General features: G+C 70.0%; 8 protein-coding genes. 7 read left to right on the top strand and 1 reads right to left on the bottom strand.

Annotated elements, in window-relative coordinates:
* Positions 1–112 precede the first annotated feature (112 nt).
* From BM004_RS19855 to BM004_RS19830, 6 genes are all read left to right on the top strand, one after another.
* A complete protein-coding gene (locus BM004_RS19855; RefSeq protein ID WP_093129737.1) occupies positions 113–1,843 on the top strand; it encodes a peptidoglycan D,D-transpeptidase FtsI family protein in 1,731 nt (576 codons plus the stop codon).
* Positions 1,844–1,944: 101 nt separating this feature from the next.
* Positions 1,945–2,457 carry a sigma-70 family RNA polymerase sigma factor gene (locus tag BM004_RS19850; RefSeq protein ID WP_177206544.1) on the top strand — a complete coding sequence of 171 codons (513 nt, stop codon included), beginning with the start codon at positions 1,945–1,947 and terminating at the stop codon, positions 2,455–2,457.
* Positions 2,458–2,471: 14 nt separating this feature from the next.
* Positions 2,472–3,485 (top strand): FecR domain-containing protein, encoded by a 1,014-nt coding sequence (locus BM004_RS19845; protein WP_093216036.1) that lies wholly within the window; start codon positions 2,472–2,474, stop codon positions 3,483–3,485.
* Between the two features lie 89 nt (positions 3,486–3,574).
* The gene (locus tag BM004_RS19840) at positions 3,575–6,109 is read left to right on the top strand and encodes a TonB-dependent siderophore receptor (RefSeq protein ID WP_218152706.1); all 2,535 of its coding nucleotides are present in this window, start codon (positions 3,575–3,577) and stop codon (positions 6,107–6,109) included.
* 84 nt (positions 6,110–6,193) lie between these two features.
* Complete coding sequence (locus BM004_RS19835; RefSeq protein WP_093216033.1) at positions 6,194–7,426, top strand: SprT-like domain-containing protein; 1,233 nt, start codon at positions 6,194–6,196, stop codon at positions 7,424–7,426.
* Positions 7,423–12,696 (top strand): AAA domain-containing protein, encoded by a 5,274-nt coding sequence (locus BM004_RS19830; protein WP_093216031.1) that lies wholly within the window; start codon positions 7,423–7,425, stop codon positions 12,694–12,696. Before BM004_RS19835 ends, BM004_RS19830 begins: the two co-directional genes overlap by 4 nt.
* A gap of 36 nt (positions 12,697–12,732) precedes the next feature.
* Here the strand turns inward: BM004_RS19830 and dnaE are convergent, their stop codons facing one another.
* A complete protein-coding gene (gene dnaE, locus BM004_RS19825) occupies positions 12,733–16,251 on the bottom strand; it encodes a DNA polymerase III subunit alpha (protein ID WP_093216028.1) in 3,519 nt (1,172 codons plus the stop codon).
* Positions 16,252–16,312: 61 nt separating this feature from the next.
* On the opposite strand from dnaE, the gene BM004_RS19820 reads away from it, so the two are divergent.
* Positions 16,313–17,104 (top strand): sulfurtransferase, encoded by a 792-nt coding sequence (locus BM004_RS19820; RefSeq protein WP_093216026.1) that lies wholly within the window; start codon positions 16,313–16,315, stop codon positions 17,102–17,104.
* Positions 17,105–17,130 lie beyond the last annotated feature (26 nt).

Raw genomic sequence — 17,130 nt, 5'->3', positions numbered from 1 at the left:
AGCGCTGATTTGTGCACCGATTCCGGGTGGTTCCTCGCAACCGCCCGGAACTCGGCACCGGCCTTGCTGTCTACACGCGGACAACAACAGCCGGGCGTCATGCCCGCACAAGATGAATCCCAATGGCCGCATCCGCTATGGCAGCAGTCCGCTGCTCGCCAGCCCCACGCCCGTGTGGCGCAGCAAGTTCATCGTGGCCAGCATCGCCTTCGGGTTCGTGCTGCTGGCCAGCCGCGCCGCCTACGTCCAGATCTTCAACAACGACTTCTTCCAGCACCAGGGCGAGGTGCGCTACCAGCGCACGCTGGAGCTGCCCGCCAACCGCGGGCGCATCCTGGACCGCAACGGGCTGATCCTGGCGTCCGACATGCCCGCGCCCAGCATCTGGGCGATTCCCGAGGACATCGAACGCGACGACCCGGCCACGCAGCTGAAGCTCAGGCAGGCCGCGAAGCTGCTCGGCATGGCGCAGAAGGATTTCGACAAGAAGCTGGAAGACGAGGACAAGAGCTTCGTGTGGCTCAAGCGCCAGGTCGACGAGCCGGTGGCCAGGCAGGTGGCCGCGCTCAACATCAAGGGCATCTACCTGCGGCGCGACTACCGCCGCCAGTACCCCGAGGGCGAGGCCGCGGCCCATGTGGCCGGCTTCACCAACGTGGAAGACGTCGGCCAGGAAGGCATCGAGCTGGCGTTCAACCAGCAGCTGGCCGGCAAGTCGGGCTCGCGCCACGTCATTAAGGACCGGCTGGGCCACATCGTCGAGGACACCGAGGACCAGGTGCCGCCGACCGAGGGCCACGACGTGCAGCTGAGCATCGACGACCGCGTGCAGTTCGTGGCCTACGAGAAGATCCGCGACGCCGTCATCGCCAACAAGGCGCGCGCGGGCAGCGTGGTGGTGGTCGACGCGCACACGGGCGAGCTGCTGGCCATGGCCAACTACCCGAGCTACGACCCCAACAACCGCCACAACCTCACCGGCGAGCAGCTGCGCAACCGCGCCATGACCGACGTGTTCGAGCCCGGCTCGACCATGAAGCCGATCACCATCGCCACCGCGCTGCAACTGGGCCGCGTCACGCCCAACACCATCATCGACACCAACCCGGGGCGCATCACGGTGGCCGGCGCGACCATCCACGACGACGAGAACTTCGGCGTGCTGACGGTGCAGGGCGTGATCCAGAAGTCGAGCAACGTGGGCGCCACCAAGATCTCGCAGCGCATGTCGGCGCAGGAAATGTGGGACTCGTTCACCGCCGTCGGGCTGGGCCAGAAGCCGCAGACGCTCTTCCCCGGCGCGGTGACCGGGCGGCTGCGGCCGTGGAAGTCGTGGCGCCCGATCGAGCAGGCCACCATGTCGTACGGCTACGGCCTGTCGGCCTCGCTGTTCCAGATCGTGCATGCCTACACCGCCTTCGCGCACGACGGCGAGGTGATCCCGGTGAGCCTGCTGAAGAACACCGGCGAGGAGCCGGCCGGCGTGCAGGTGTTCTCGCCGCTGGTAGCCAGCGAAGTGCGCCAGATGATGCACCTGGCCGCCGCTCCCGGCGGCACCGCGCCGCTCGCGCAGACGGTGGGCTACTCGGTCGGCGGCAAGACCGGCACGGCGCACAAGCAGGTCGGCAAGGGCTACGCGAGCAACAAGTACCGCGCCTGGTACACGGGCATGTCGCCCATCGACAAGCCGCGCGTCATCGTCGCGGTGATGGTGGACGAGCCCAGCGCGGGCAAGTACTTCGGCGGGCTGGTGGCCGCGCCGGTGTTCAGCCAGGTGGTGCAGCAGACGCTGCGCATCCTGAACGTGGTGCCCGACCTGGCTGTTGCGCCGATGGCTCACTGAGCACGGCTTTCACGGCAGCCACGGCTGCAGGCGTACGTCGAACTGATACGTGACGATAGAATGCGAACTATTCTCATCTTCTTGCCCTGCGCCTTCGCCCCGTGTCCGCCCTACCGCTGCCGTCCGAGCCGGCATCCATCGATGCGATCTACCGCGAACACCACGGCTGGCTGCTAGGGTGGTTCCGCCGCCGGCTGGGCGGCGCGTCGTGCGCCGCCGACCTGGCCCACGACACATTCGTGCGCCTGATGGTGTCGCGCGATGCGCAACGGCTCAACGAACCCCGCGCCTTCCTGCGCACGCTGGCGCACGGCGTGGTCGTGAACCACTGGCGCCGCCAGGACATCGAGCGCGCCTGGCTCGACGCATTGGCGGTGCTGCCCGAGCCGCTCGCGCCCTCCCCCGAAGAACGCCTGCTCGCGCTGCAGACGCTGTGCCGCATCGACGCCATGCTCGACCGGCTCAATCCCAAGGCGCGCACCGCGTTCCTGCTGTCGCAGCTCGACGGCCTCGCCTACGCCGAGATCGCGGCGCAGCTGAAGGTGTCCGAGCGCATGGTGAAGAAATACATGGCGCAGGCCATGCTGCAATGCCTGCTGCTGACGAGTTCCTGAGGAGCCTGCGCCCGATGCCTACCGAAACCGCCACGGCGCCCGCCTTCGAAGACCTGCAGCAGGCCGCCGAGTGGTTCGCCGTGCTGCACGCCGGCGCCGTGAGCGACGCCGACCGTTCGCGCTGGCAGTCGTGGCTGGCCACGGGGCCGCAGCAGCGCGCCGCCTGGCAGCGCGTGGAAACCATCTCGGGCGAGTTCACGGGCCTGGCCGCCATGCCGGGCCTGCCCGGCCTGTCCGCGCGCCGCGTGCTCGAACAACGCGGCGCCGCGTCGTCCAACCGCCGGCGCTCGGTGCTGCGCGCGCTGGCGCTGGTGCCGGTGGCCGGCCTCGCGGGCTGGATGGCCTCGCGGCAGGTGCCGTGGCGCGGCTGGGTCGCGGCGCACCGCACCGACACCGGCGAGCGGCGCGAGGTGGTGCTGGCCGACGGCAGCCGCCTGTGGCTCAACACCGCCACCGCGGTCGACGTCGGGTTCTCGGCCACGCTGCGCCGCATCGTGCTCTACAAGGGCGAGGTGCTCATCACCAGCGGCCACGACGAAGCCTCACCCGCCCGCCCGCTCGTGGTTGAAGTGCCGCAGGGCCGCCTCACCGCACTGGGCACCCGCTTCGCCGTGCGCCACGAAGGCGACGGCGCCGTGCGCCTCGCGGTGCTCGAAGGCGCGGTGGCCTCGCAGCCCAGCGGCGGCGGCGACTCGCGCACGCTGGTGGCCGGGCAGCAAACCCGCCTCTTCGCCGACCGCGTCGAACCGCCCGAACCCGTGGCCGGCTACGGCGACGACTGGACGCGCGGCATGCTCGTGGCCGACGGCATGCGCCTGGGCGACTTCATCGCCGAGCTGGCCCGCTACCGCCCCGGCTACCTGGGCTGCGCGCCCGAGGTGGCCAGCCTGCGCATCGTGGGCGCCTACCCGCTGGCCGACACCGAGCGCGTTCTCTCGGCGCTGCAGGCCACGCTGCCGGTGCGCGTGCGCCGGCCGATGCCGTGGTGGACCGTGGTCGAAGCCGCGCAGGGCACGGCGAAACGCTGATTCGAAAAAATTTCCGGCGTGCAGGTTCCCTATTGGCGGAGCCGGTTGGCATGACTAGTACCAACCCTCTTCTTTGCCCGAAAGCCGCCATGCCTGTGCTCCCGCCGAACCGCTCCGACCGCCGTCCCTCCCATCCGCGCCATTCGCGCCAGCTCGCGCGCGCCCTGCGCGGCGCCATGGCCGTGCTGCCCGTGGTGGCCGCGGTGCAGGCCCTGCCCGCGATGGCACAAACACAGCCCGCCGCCGCGCGCGACTACGCCATTCCCGCCGGCCCGCTGGGCACCGTGCTGAGCCAGTTCGCGAGCCAGGCCGGCATCCTGCTGTCGAGCGACGCCACCCTGACCACCGGCCTCGCCGGCTCCGGCGTGCGCGGCCGCTTCACGGTCGACGAGGGCTTTGCCGTCGCGCTGGCCGGCACCGGGCTGCAGGCCGTGCGCGGCGCCGGCAACGTGTACGCCCTGCAACGCAGCCAGACCTCCGACACCCTGTCCGAAGTGCGCGTCACGGGCCAGCGCACCGCCTCGCTGGCCCCGGTGACCGTCATCGCCAGCGCCGAGGAAGAAAGCGGCAAGGGCCCGGGCAAGGGCTTCGTCGCGCAGCGCAGCACCGGCGGCACCAAGACCGACACGCCGCTGCTGGAAACGCCGCAGTCCGTCTCGGTGGTCACGCGCGGCCAGATGGACTCGCAGGGCGCCACCACGCTGGTCGAGAGCCTGCGCTACACGCCCGGCATCGTCGCGCAGTACGGCAACACCGACCTGCGGCTGGACTGGCTCACGCTGCGCGGCTTCACGCCGCCGGCGCGCTACCTCGACAACCTGCGCCTGCCCTTCGGCGCGCGCGGCTACTCGCAGCCGCGCGTCGAGCCCTGGGGCCTGGAGCGCGTCGAAGTGGTCAAGGGGCCGTCGTCGGTGCTGTACGGCCAGTCGACGCCCGGCGGGCTGGTGAACATGGTGAGCAAGCGCCCCACGCTGGAGACCGTGCGCCAGGTCGAGGTGCAACTCGGCAGCCACAACCGCCGGCAGACGGCCTTCGACTTCGGCGGCGCGATCGACGACGACGGCGTGTGGAGCTACCGCCTGGTCGGCCTGCACCGCGAGGCCGACACCTCGTACGACTACGTGTCCGAGAAGAAGAGCTACTTCGCCCCCTCGCTCACCTTTCGCCCCTCCGACGCCACCCGCATCACGCTGCTGGCCCACTGGCAGACGCTCGACTCGCCCGGCGGCGGCGGCGCGCCCGCGCTGCCCTCGGCCGGCACGCTGGACACCAGCCGCTATGCCGCGCTGCCCACGCGCGCCTTCGTCGGCGAGCCCGGCTACGACCGCTTCAACAACCGCCAGCATTTCGTCGGCTACGAGGCCGAGCACAAGCTCGACGACACCTTCACGCTGCGCCAGAACCTGCGCTACGGCAAGGTCGACGCGTACACGCAGCGCGTGCAGGCCGTCTGCCTGGCGGCCTGCAACCCGTCGTCGCTGCTGCGCTATGCGTGGGCCTTCCCCGAAACGGCCAGGCTGCTGACCGTCGACACCCAGGTGCAGGCCGACTTCCACACCGGTCCGGTGCGCCACACCACGCTGGTGGGCGTCGACTACTCCGACGAGAAGTCGTCTTTCGACGAGACCAACCTGCGCATCATCACGACGCCGTTCAACGCCTACCTGCCGGTGTACGGCCGTGACAGCGGCCAGGTGCCGTCGGTCGCCACGCACATCGACCAGCAGCGCCGCCAGACCGGCTTCTACCTGCAGGACCAGATGCACTGGAACCGCTGGAGCCTGGTGCTCGCCGGCCGCCAGGACCGCGCCATCACCGACACCCGCACGCTCACCATGGCGCCGCTGCGCCTTGCCACGGCCGACCAGCGCGACGGCAAGTTCACCGGCCGCGCGGCGCTGATGTACAGCTTCGACAACGGCGTGGTGCCGTACGTGAGCTATTCCACCTCGTTCCAGCCCGCGGCCGGCACCGACCGCCAGGGCAACGTGTTCCAGCCGACCACCGGCAAGCAGACCGAAGTGGGCGTGAAGTACCAGCCCGTGGGCACCAAGGCACTGATCACCGCGGCCGCCTACGAGCTGACGCAGCAGAACGTGCTCACGCCCGACCCGCTGAGCCGCGCGTTCAGCGAGCAAACGGGTGAGGTGCGCGTGCGCGGCCTCGAACTCGAGGCACGCGGCGAGGTGCTCAAGGGCCTGGACGCCATCGCCTCCTACGCCTACACCGACAGCCGCGTGACGCGCGCCAACCCCAACGCCTCGGGCGTGAGCATCCAGGGCAACCGCTTCGCCTACGTGCCGCAGCGCCAGGCCGCCTTCTGGCTGGAGTACGCGTTCCAGAACGAGGCGCTGGCCGGCCTCACCGTGGGCGGCGGCGTGCGCCACACCAGCGCCACCTACGGCGACAACGCGAACCTGTTCCGCATTCCGGGCGTGACGCTGTTCGACGCCGCCGTGCGCTGGGACCTGGGCCGCCAGTCGCCCGCGCTGAAGGGCGTGCGGCTCGCGCTCAACGTGGCCAACGTGGCCGACAAGACCTACGTGGCCACCTGCCTGTCGTCCACCGGCTGCTACTACGGCGAACGCCGCAGCGTGTACTTCACCGCCGGCTACAGCTGGTAGGCAAGAGGCGCAGGAAAAGGACCGGCCGCGAGGCCGGGCCCCTCGTTTAGGATCGTCGGCAACTCTGTTACCGGCGCTCCTGACATGGTCGACACCCCTCCTGCCGTTCGCCTCGAAGACCTCGCTCCGCTGCCTTACCAGCAGGCCCTGGCCGCGCACCTGCAGGCGCACGAAGCCGACGCCTGGCGCTGGGCCGCGTCCGCCGAGGCGCGCGAAGAACACGCAACCGCCGTGCGCACCGAACTGCTGCGCAGCTCGTACCGGCTCGACGCCGGCGCGCACCCCGAACTGCACGCCAACGCCAGCCTCGCGGCGCAGCGCCTGGGCGTGACGGCACCCCTCACGCTCTACCAGGCACCGGCGGGCAGCGGCAGCGCGATGAACGCGGCCATCTACGTCGTGCCGGGCGAGGCGCACATCGTGCTGTCGGGCCCGTTGCTCGAACGGCTGCAAGGGCTCGAGCTGCAGGCCGTGATCGGCCATGAACTCGCGCACTACCTGCTGTGGGAACGCGACGGCGGCAAGCACCACGTGGTCGACCGGCTGCTGCACGCCACCTCGGGCGACCCGCGCGCCGACGCGAGCCACCTGCAGGCCGCGCGGCGCCATGCGCTCTACACCGAGGCCTTTGCCGACCGCGGCGGCTGCGTGGCCTGCGGCGGTGCGCTCGAGCCCGCGGTGAGCGCGCTCATCAAGATCGAGACCGGCCTCGCGCAGGTCAACGTGGCGAGCTACCTGGCGCAGGCCGAGGAGATCTGCGCGGACCCGGCCATGCAGACACGCGGCGTCAGCCATCCCGAGGTGTTCGTGCGCGCCCGCGCGCTGCGCCTGTGGACCGAGCGCCAGCCCGACGCCGACGAATGGCTCGCCGCCGCGCTCGAAGGCCCGCTCGACCTCGCCACGCTCGACATGCTCGGCCAGCAGCGCGTGAGCGCGCTCACGCGCGGCGCCATCGCGCAGCTGCTGCAGCGGCCCTTCCTGCAGTCGGAGCCGCTGCTGGCGCATGCGCGCCGCTTCTTCCCCGACTTCGTGCCGCCGCCGTCCGCCATGCCGCCGCCCGAGGCGGTGCCCGCCGGCCTGCACGGCTACCTGGCCAGCGTGCTGGTCGACTTCGTCGCCGCCGACCCGGAGCTCGATGACGTCACCCTCGCGGCCGCGCTGGGCCTGGCCGACGCGCTGGGCTGCGCCGAGCCGTTCGAACAGCGCGTGGTGAAAGACCTGCGCTTTCCCAAGCGCAGCCTCACGCGCGTGAAGCGCGAAGCCGAAGCCCTGCTCGACAAGGCCGCCACCCAACGCCCACAGGCCGCCGCCGCATGAATTCACCGAACGCCACCGCACCGATCACCTCACCGCTCACCGCGCCACTCACCGCACCGCTGCTCCAGCTGCTCGACACCGCCGAAGCCCACGGCGGCCTGCAGACCGACGACGTGCTCCACCTCGTGCTGCCGCTGCTGCGCGAAGTCTCGGCGCTGCACGAGCAAGGCAAGGTCGCCGCGCTCGGCAGCGCCTTCGCCTATCGCACGACCGACGCGCCCGGTGTGCCGGCGCTCACGCTCGCGCAGCCGGAAGGCGCCGAGCCGCGCCGCAACCTCGAGGCCATCGCGCCGCTGGAGCAGCCCGCCGCCTCGGTGCTGCGCGTGGTGGGCGAACAGCGCGTCACGGTCGATGCCGATGCCGGCGTCTCGCTCGAGAACCTCGAGGTGATGGCCGATGCCGCGCCCGACGCCGTGCCCGCGCGCCCCGTCTACCTGCCCGGCTACACCGCGTGGGAGCTGCGCTTCGCCCACCACGACGCGCTGAGCGACATCCTGTGCCTGGGCCAGGTGCTGGCCAGCCTGTCGTGCGGGCTGGACTTCAGCGCCGGCGAGGAACTGACCCGCTTCGCCGCCCACCGCGGCAACCTGTTCGAGCTGAACCGCCGGCTGCACCCGGTGGTGGCCGCCGTGATCTTCGAGATGACCGCGCTGAACCGGCACGAACGTGCGCGCGACCTGCCTTCGGTCATCCGCCGCCTGGAGACCTACCGCGACCAGCCGCTGGACCTGGGCCTGGAGCGCATCGCGCCGGCCCGGGACGGCGCGGGCCAGCGCCGCCAGGCGATCCAGCTGCACCTGCGCGACCGCCTGTTCGACCTGTCGCGGCGCAACCGCCTGCTGTACTTCAAGCCGACGCAGGCGCATGTGAACCTCACCATCGCCAGCGTGCCGCTGGTGGTCGACATGAACAGCATCCGCGTCGACCAGCTCTGCGTGTGGGACGGCCGCTTCGCCACCGACATCGCCAGCTGCGACCCGGTGCCGCTGGCGCGCTGGCTGCGCTTCGAAGACCAGCCCTACCTGCCGGGCGCGCTCGACCGCATCCTGCAGGAGGCGCGGCGCGACCGCTCCGAGTACGGCTTTTCGCAGCTGTCGCTGGTCATCGCCTTCCTGCGCTGGCACAACCTGAAGGAAGGCGATGCCGAGCGGGCCGAGCGCATCGCCTCGCCGCTGCTGATGCTGCCGGTGGAGCTCACGCGCAAGAAGGGCGTGCGCGACCAGTACCTGCTCGAAGCCAGCGCCAGCGAGGCGCAGGTGAACCCCACGCTGCGCCACCACCTGCGCCAGCTCTACGGCATCGTGCTGCCCGAGACGGTGGACCTGCGCGAGACGACCCTCGAGCAGTTCCATGCGCAGCTGTCGGCCCAGATCGCGCAGAGCGAACCCGGCGTGCAGCTGCGGCTGGTGCGCCAGCCCGAGATCGCGGTGATCCATCAGCGCGCGCGCCAGCGGCTCGAGCAGTTCAAGCGCCGCACGCGCGTGCGCACGCCCTCGGCGCTGCCGGTGGCGTCGCAGGACTTCAGCTACGCACAAGACGACTTTCGCCCGCTCGGGCTGCAGCTCTTTCATTCGCGCGTGCGACCGGTGCCGCTGCCCCTGCGCGACGCCGTCGGCGCCCGCCCCGTGCCGCGCGCACCGCAGATGGCCGCCAATGCCGCGGCCGAAACCGAGCGCAAGACGCTCGAGCTGCGCGAGAGCAGCGGCAACCCGTACCAGTGGGACATCGACCTCACGGCCGTGACGCTGGGCAACTTCAACCACCGCAAGATGTCGCTGGTGCGCGACTACTCGGGCCTGGCCGAATCGGACCTCGCCAGTGAAGCCTTCGACCGCGTGTTCTCGCTGCAGCCGCGCCAGGTCGATGCCGAGACGCCGCCCGTGCTTACGCTCGCGCAGCAATGGCCGGTGGTGCAGGCCGACGCCACGCAGACCGCCGCGGTGGCGCTCGCGCGCACCGGCACCAGCTACATCATCCAGGGGCCGCCGGGCACGGGCAAGTCGCAGACCATCACCAACCTGATTGCCGACTACGTGGGCCGCGGCCAGCGCGTGCTGTTCGTGTGCGAGAAGCGCGCCGCCATCGACGTGGTGTTCCACCGACTGCGCCAGCAGGGGCTGGACGAGCTCTGCTGCATGATCCACGACTCGCAGGGCGACAAGAAGGCCTTCGTGCAGAACCTGCGCAAGACCTACGAGCAATGGCTCGAAGCGCCCGAGGCGCTGTCGCAGGAGTCCGCCGAGCGCACCCGGGTGCTCGACGCCATGGACCTCGACCTGCGCGCGCTCGAACGCTTCGACGCCGCCATGCGCGACGTGCCCGAGCACATCGCGGTGACGCTGCGCGAACTGGTGTCGCGGCTCATCGCGCTCAAGACGCACGACCCCGCGCTCACGCCATTGCAGGCCGAAGCGCTGCCCCCCTTCGCGGCATGGCGCAGGCATGCGGAACTGGTGTCGCGCCTGCACCTGGCGGTGACCGAAAGCCTGGGCGCGCCCAGCCTGGCGCAGCATGTGTTCGCGCAGCTCGCGCCGTCGCTGCTGAGGCAGGAGAAACCGCTGGCACGGCTGGTCGAACTCAGCGAGCGCGCCGCCGAGCTGAGCGGCGCCTGCCGCGATGCGCTCACCGACGCATGGCCGCGGCTGGCCGACGGCAAGGCGCTGTGGCGCGACGCACTGGCCGTGGTGGCCGACGCGCGCCGCGTCGCCGCGCTGGCCGCGCGCGGGCAACTGGCGTTGCTCGACGCCGCGCACCCCAGCAGCCTCGCACTCGGCTCGACATTGGCCGAGCGCCGCACGCTGCAGCAGGCACTGGACGACGCGACACAACGCACCAGCCACTGGCGCGACAAACTCGCGCCCGGCGACACCGAAGCCGGCCTCGCGCAAGCGCGCGCCCAGCAGGGCTCGCTGCTGCGCTGGCTGCAGCCGTCGTGGTGGCGGCTGTCGGGCGAGCTCAAGCGCCGCTACAACTTCGCCGGGCATGCCGTGCGGCCGCAGCCCAGCCAGATCCTCGAAGAACTGCTGGCCGAACACGCCGCACGCGCCGCGCTGCAGAAGCAGGCGAAGCAGATGGAGGCCGACTACGGCTGCACCGATGCCGAAGCCTTCGCGCAACAGCTGCAGAGCATGCGCAGCCTCGAAGGCAGCACCAGCCTGCGCGCCGAGTTCCAGGCCCATCTGCGCGCCGATGCGCTCAGCGGTGCCGCGCGCAGCGTCGAGAAGCTCGCCGCTGCCGGCACGCGTACCGACACGCTGGATGCGCTGTGGCGCGAACTGGTCGTCGACGCGTCCACCCAGCCGCTGGACGCGCTGGAGCCACTGGCCCGCACGCTGCGCGAGCAGGCCGACGCGTTGCCCTCCGTGCTCCAGCCGCTGCAGGAACTGGCCGATGCCGACCCGGCCGTGGCCGCCGCGCTGCGCACCTTGCCGCTGCCGCCCGACGCCATCGAGTTCGCCATCGCGCGCGAAGGCCTGGAGCGCGTGTACCGCGCCGAGCGCTGGCTGCCGCGCTTCGACGGCGCCACGCTCGCGCGCCATGCGCAGCGCCTGGGCGACGCCGAGCGCCAGCTGCTCGAACGCAATGCGCGCACGCTGGCCGCCGCGGTGCGCCAGCGTTTTCGCGACCACGTGCAAAAGAGCGCCCTGCCCGCGAGCCAGCTCGACGCCGACGGCAAGCTCTTCAAGAAGAGCTACAACGCGGGCCGCCGCGAGCTGGAGCACGAGTTCGGCAAGACCATGCGCTACAAGGCGATCCGCGAGCTGGCCAGTGGCGACACCGGCCGCGTGGTGCGCGACATGAAGCCCATCTGGCTCATGAGCCCGCTGTCGGTGTCCGACACGCTGCCGCTGGCGGCCGACCTGTTCGACGTGGTGATCTTCGACGAGGCCAGCCAGATCCCGGTGGAAGAAGCGGTGCCCGCGCTGTACCGCGCGCCGCAGATCATCGTGGTGGGCGACGAGATGCAGCTGCCGCCGACCAGCTTCTTCTCGTCCAGCCGCGACCCCGAGGACGACACCGTGTCGGTCGCGGACGAAGACGATGGCGGTGATGGCGAAGGCGACCGCATCGCCGTGGTGCTCGACGCCGACAGCCTGCTCAACCAGGGCGCGCGCAACCTGCCGGCCACCTTGCTGGCCTGGCACTACCGCAGCCGCTACGAGTCGCTCATCGGCTTCTCGAACGCAGCCTTCTATGCGGGCAACCTGTACACCATTCCGGACCGCAGCCTGCCCGCGCCCGAGCGCGGCGAGATCCTGGTGCAGTCGCGCAGCCCGTCCGAGGAATCGGTGAAGGCGCACGTCGACGCGCTGCTCTCGCGCGCCATCAGCTTCCACCGCGTGAGCGACGCGGTGTACGAGAACCGCATCAACGACGGCGAGGCGCGTCACATCGCGCAGCTGGTGCGCGAGCTGCTGCGCCGCGAGACCGGGCGCAGCCTGGGCATCGTGGCGTTCTCGGAAGCGCAGCAAGGCGAGATCGAGGACGAGCTCAATGCGCTGGGCGCGGTCGATGCCGACTTCGCGGCGCGGCTCGAGGCCGAGTACGTGCGGGAAGAAGACGACCAGTTCTGCGGCCTGTTCATCAAGAACCTGGAGAACGTGCAGGGCGACGAGCGCGACATCATCCTGCTGAGCATCTGCTACGGCCCCAACCCCGAGGGCCGCATGCTGATGAACTTCGGCCCCATCAACCAGCGCGGCGGCGAGAAGCGGCTCAACGTGATCTTCAGCCGCGCGCGGCACCACATGGCGGTGATCTCGACCATTCGCCACGAGGCCATCACCAACGACCACAACGAAGGCGCGGCGGCGCTGAAGAACTTCCTGCGCTATGCGGAGTGCCAGTCGCGCGGCGACGCGGAAACGGCGCGGCGCGTGCTCGAAGGCATGAACCCGCTCACGCGCGGTGCCGGCAACGAGGCGCGGCATGCGCGCGCGGACGATGTCACGGCGCAGATCGCCGAGGCGCTGCGCGCGCGCGGGCACGCGGTGGACGAGCAGGTGGGCCAGTCGCGCTTTCGCTGCGACCTGGCCGTGCGCACGGCCGGCAGCGCGAACTACACGCTGGGCATCCTGGTGGACACCGCCACGCACTACGAGAACCGCAACGTGCTGGAGCGCTATGTCTCGCGCCCGCGCATCCTCGGCGCGTTCGGATGGCAGGTGCAGCAGGTGCTGGCCAAGGACTGGCTGCACGCACCCGAGGCCGTGCTCGAGCAGATCGAGCAGGCGTTGGCGAAAACCGGAAGCGCCAGCGCAGCACGCTGAGGCGCTTCACGCAAGGCGAGAAGCGCCGGGCGCCGATCAGTCGTAGACGATCAGCGCCTTGCCCGCTTCCGCCTGCGCGGTCCAGCTGGCGAGCGCCGCGTCGGTCGGGAAGAACTTGGCGCGCTCGCCCAGTTGCAGCTCGACCTGCGCGCCCGCGCGCGCCATCGACAGGCGCACGGGCAGCCCCTGGATGAGGTCGCCCACCTCGGTCTGCTCGGTGCGCGGCGGAAAGTCTCTCAAGAGCCGCGCGATGTCCGGCGCCTTGCCGTTCACCGCCACGCGCAGGAACTTGCCGAAGCGGCAGCGCGCCGTGGCCAGGTCCCACACCTGCTGCACCTGGAAGCGCGCCTCGAAGCCGCCGCGCGCGGGCTGCAGCCGGCCGCTGACGATGACGAGTTCGTCGTCCTTCAGCGTGTTGCGGTTGGCGTTGATGAGCGCCTCGTCGGCCGTCGCGTCGATCGATTCCGACTTGTCGTCGAGCTTGAAGATCGCCAGCCGGCCGCGCTGGCCGTTGATCACGCGGAAGTCGCTCACGATGCCGGCAATGACCTGCTGGTCGCGGCTGTCGAGCAGGTCGCCGATCTCGCGCTTGCAGAAGCGGCGCACCTCGTGCGACACCTCGTCGAACAGGTGGCCCGACAGGTAGAAGCCGACCGCCGTTTTCTCCAGCGTCAGTCGCTCCTTCACGCCCCAGGGCGTGGCGTCGACCATGTCGGGCTCGGCGGTGGCCGAGCCGTGCTCGGCGTCGCCGAAGATGTCGACCTGCGACGCATTGGCCGCCGTGGCGCTGGCGAATTCGAAGGCGCGGTCGACCGAGGCGATCAGCGAGGCGCGGTTCTGCTGGATCGCGTCGAACGCGCCGGCCTTGATCAGCGCCTCGACCGTGCGCTTGTTGATGCGCTGGCGGTCGATGCGCACGCAGAAGTCGAACAGGCTCTTGAACGGGCCGCCCTCTTCGCGCGCGCGCACCACGGCCTCGACCGCGAGCTGGCCCGTGCCCTTCACGGCGCCCAGGCCGTAGCGGATCACCTTGTCGGTGACCGGCTCGAAGCGGTAGTTGCCGCGGTTCACGTCCGGCGGCTCGAAGGTGATGCCGAAGTTCTTCTGGGCGTCCTCGAACAACAGCTTGAGCTTGTCCGTGTCGTCCATTTCCACGGTCATGTTGGCGCAGAAGAACTCGGCCGTGTAGTGGACCTTGAGCCAGCCCGTGTGGTACGCCAGCAGCGAGTAGGCGGCCGCGTGCGACTTGTTGAAGCCGTAGCCCGCGAACTTCTCCATCAAGTCGAAGATTTCGTCGGCCTTGTCCTGGGGAATGCCGTGCGTGGCGAGCGCGCCCGCGCGGAATTTCTCGCGGTGCTCGGCCATCTCCTCGAGCTTCTTCTTGCCCATGGCGCGGCGCAGCAAGTCGGCGCCGCCCAGCGAGTAGCCGCCCAGGATCTGCGCGGTCTGCATCACCTGTTCCTGGTAGACCATGATCCCGTAGGTTTCCGACAGCATCTCGGCCACAGCCGGGTGCGGATACTCCACGTCTTCGCGGCCGTGCTTGCGCGCCACGAAGCTGGGAATCAGGTCCATCGGGCCCGGGCGGTACAGCGCGTTCAGCGCAATCAGGTCTTCCAGGCGCGTGGGGCGCGCGTCCTTCAGCATGCCCTGCATGCCGCGCGATTCGAACTGGAACACGGCCTCGGTCTTGCCGTCGGAGAACAGCCGGTAGGTGGCGGCGTCCTTCAGCGGAATGTTCTCGAACGCGAAGTTCTCCTGGCCCTTGTGGCGCTTCATGATGAACTCGCGCGCAATCTCCAGGATGGTGAGCGTGGCGAGACCCAAGAAGTCGAACTTCACGAGGCCGATGGCCTCCACGTCGTCCTTGTCGTACTGGCTCACCGCCGACTCGCTGCCGGGCTGCTGGTAGAGCGGGCAGAAGTCGGTGAGCTTGCCGGGCGCAATGAGCACGCCGCCGGCGTGCATGCCGATGTTGCGGGTCATGCCTTCGAGCTTCTGCGCGAGCTCGACCAGCATGCGCACTTCTTCTTCCTTCTCGATGCGCTCCGCGAGCTGCGGCTCCATCTCGATGGCGTAGTTGTTCTTGTCGCCCTCGATCTTCTTCTCGGGCGGGTACTGCAGCGTGACCGACATGCCGGGCTTGTTCGGGATCAGCTTGCTGATGCCGTCGCAGAACATGTAGCTCATGTCCAGCACGCGGCCCACGTCGCGGATGGCCGCGCGCGCGGCCATGGTGCCGAAGGTGGCGATCTGGCTGACGGCATTGCGGCCGTACTTGTCCTTCACGTAGTCGATCACGCGGTCGCGGTTGCCCTGGCAGAAGTCGATGTCGAAGTCGGGCATCGAGACGCGTTCGGGGTTCAGGAAACGTTCGAACAGCAGCTTGTATTCGAGCGGATCGAGGTCGGTGATCTTCAGCGCGTAGGCCACCAGGGAGCCGGCACCCGAGCCCCGGCCCGGGCCCACCGGGCAGCCGTTTTCCTTGGCCCACTTGATGAAGTCGCCCACGATCAGGAAGTAGCCGGGGAAGCCCATGTTCAGGATCGTGTTGATCTCGAACTCCAGGCGTTCCACGTAGCGCGCCCGCTCGGCGTCGCGCTTGGCTTCGTCGGGGAACAGGTGCTTCAGGCGCACCTCCAGGCCCTCGAAGGATTCCTGGCGGAAGAAGTCGTCGATCGGCATGCGCACGCCGTCGGCGACGAAGGGCGTGGGGAAGTCGGGCAGCTGCGGCTTGCCCAGCACCAGCGTGAGGTTGCAGCGCTTGGCGATTTCCACCGTGTTGGCCAGCGCGCTCGGCACGTCGGCGAACAGCGCCTGCATCTCGGCGGTCGACTTGAAATACTGCTCGTCGGTGAACTTGCGCACGCGGCGCGGGTTGCCCAGGATCTCGCCTTCGGAAATGCACACGCGCGCCTCGTGCGCCTCGTAGTCTTCGCGGGCCGCGAACTGCACCGGGTGCGTGGCGACCACCGGCAGCTTCAGGCGCGCCGCGAGCTTCACGGCGGCGATCACGTGCGGCTCGTCTTCCGGGCGGCCGGCGCGCTGCAGCTCGATGTAGAAGCGGTGCGTGAAGATGCCGGCCAGCTTCAGCGCCAGCTCGGCGGCGCGCTCGCCCTGCCCCTGCAGCAGCGGCTGGCCCAGCGGCCCGGCCTGCGCGCCCGACAGGGCGATCAGCCCGCCCGAGAGTTCCTCGATCCATTCGAGCTTGCAGGCCGCCTGCGACTGGCCGCGGCCCACGTTCTGCGTCCAGGCGCGCGCCAGCAGCTCGGACAGGTTCAGGTAGCCCTCCGTGCTCTGCACCAGCAGCACGATGCGGGTGAGCGCGCCGGGCTCCTTGCCCAGGCCGTCGACGAACACTTCGGCGCCGATGACGGGCTTCACGCCCTTGCCGCGCCCCTGCTTGTAGAACTTGACGGCCCCGAACAGGTTGTTCAGGTCGGTGATGGCCAGCGCGGGCTGGTTGTCGGCGGCCGCGGCCTTGACGACTTCATCGATGCGGTTGGTGCCGTCGACGACGGAAAATTCGGTGTGCAGGCGCAGGTGGACAAACATCCGGCCATTGTAGAAAGCGGCACTCCACGATGTGGGTTGACGATCCCTACAATCGCCCCCCGTGCAAGAGATTTTGAATATCGCGGCCTACAAGTTCGTGGCCATCGACGACAGCCCCGAGCTGCGCGAAGACCTGCGCGCCCGCGCGCAGGACCTGGACCTCATGGGCACCATCCTGCTGGCGCCCGAGGGTATCAACCTGTTCCTGGCCGGCCCGGCCGACGGCATACGCGCTTTTCTGGCCCATTTGCGTGCCGATGCGCGCTTTGCCGACCTGGAAGCCAAGGAAAGCTGGTCCGCGGCGCAGCCGTTCCGGCGCATGCTGGTCAAGCTCAAGCGCGAGATCATCCGCATGGACCACCCCGCCATCCAGCCCTCCGCGGGCCGGGCCCCGGGCGTGGACGCGCCCACGCTCAAGCGCTGGCTCGACCAGGGCCACGACGACGAAGGCCGCGAAATCGCCCTGCTCGACACGCGCAACGGCTTCGAGGTCGACGAAGGCAGCTTCGACGGCGCGATCGACTGGCGCATCACCAAGTTCACCGAGTTCCCGCCCGCGCTCAAGGAGCACCGCGCCGATTTCGCGGGCAAGACGGTGGTGAGCTTCTGCACCGGCGGCATCCGCTGCGAGAAGGCCGCCATCCTGATGCGCGAGGAAGGCATCGAGCACGTACTGCAACTCGAGGGCGGCATCCTCAAGTACTTCGAGGAGGTCGGCGGCGCGCACTACCACGGCGACTGCTTCGTGTTCGACGGCCGGCGCGCGCTGGCACCCGACCTGAGCGCCCGCGCGGCCGATGCCAGCGCGCGCGCGTCGGAAGACATCGACCTGAACCTCGGCCTGAAAAAGTAGCCGCCCCCTCAACGAACTGACCGGCC

The organism is Variovorax sp. OK212, from assembly GCF_900112425.1.
Classification (GTDB): domain Bacteria; phylum Pseudomonadota; class Gammaproteobacteria; order Burkholderiales; family Burkholderiaceae_C; genus Variovorax.
The sequence above is the reverse complement of the archived record's forward strand: the minus strand, read 5'-3'. Positions and strand labels throughout refer to the sequence as shown.

Excerpts from the sequence above, each read along its gene's own strand:
- BM004_RS19855 (WP_093129737.1), top strand. The coding sequence starts at position 113 with ATGAATCCCAATGGCCGCATCCGCTATGGCAGCAGTCCGCTGCTCGCC.
- BM004_RS19845 (WP_093216036.1), top strand. The coding sequence starts at position 2,472 with ATGCCTACCGAAACCGCCACGGCGCCCGCCTTCGAAGACCTGCAGCAG.
- BM004_RS19840 (WP_218152706.1), top strand. The coding sequence starts at position 3,575 with ATGCCTGTGCTCCCGCCGAACCGCTCCGACCGCCGTCCCTCCCATCCG.
- BM004_RS19835 (WP_093216033.1), top strand. The coding sequence starts at position 6,194 with ATGGTCGACACCCCTCCTGCCGTTCGCCTCGAAGACCTCGCTCCGCTG.
- BM004_RS19830 (WP_093216031.1), top strand. The coding sequence starts at position 7,423 with ATGAATTCACCGAACGCCACCGCACCGATCACCTCACCGCTCACCGCG.
- dnaE (WP_093216028.1), bottom strand. The coding sequence starts at position 16,251 with ATGTTTGTCCACCTGCGCCTGCACACCGAATTTTCCGTCGTCGACGGC.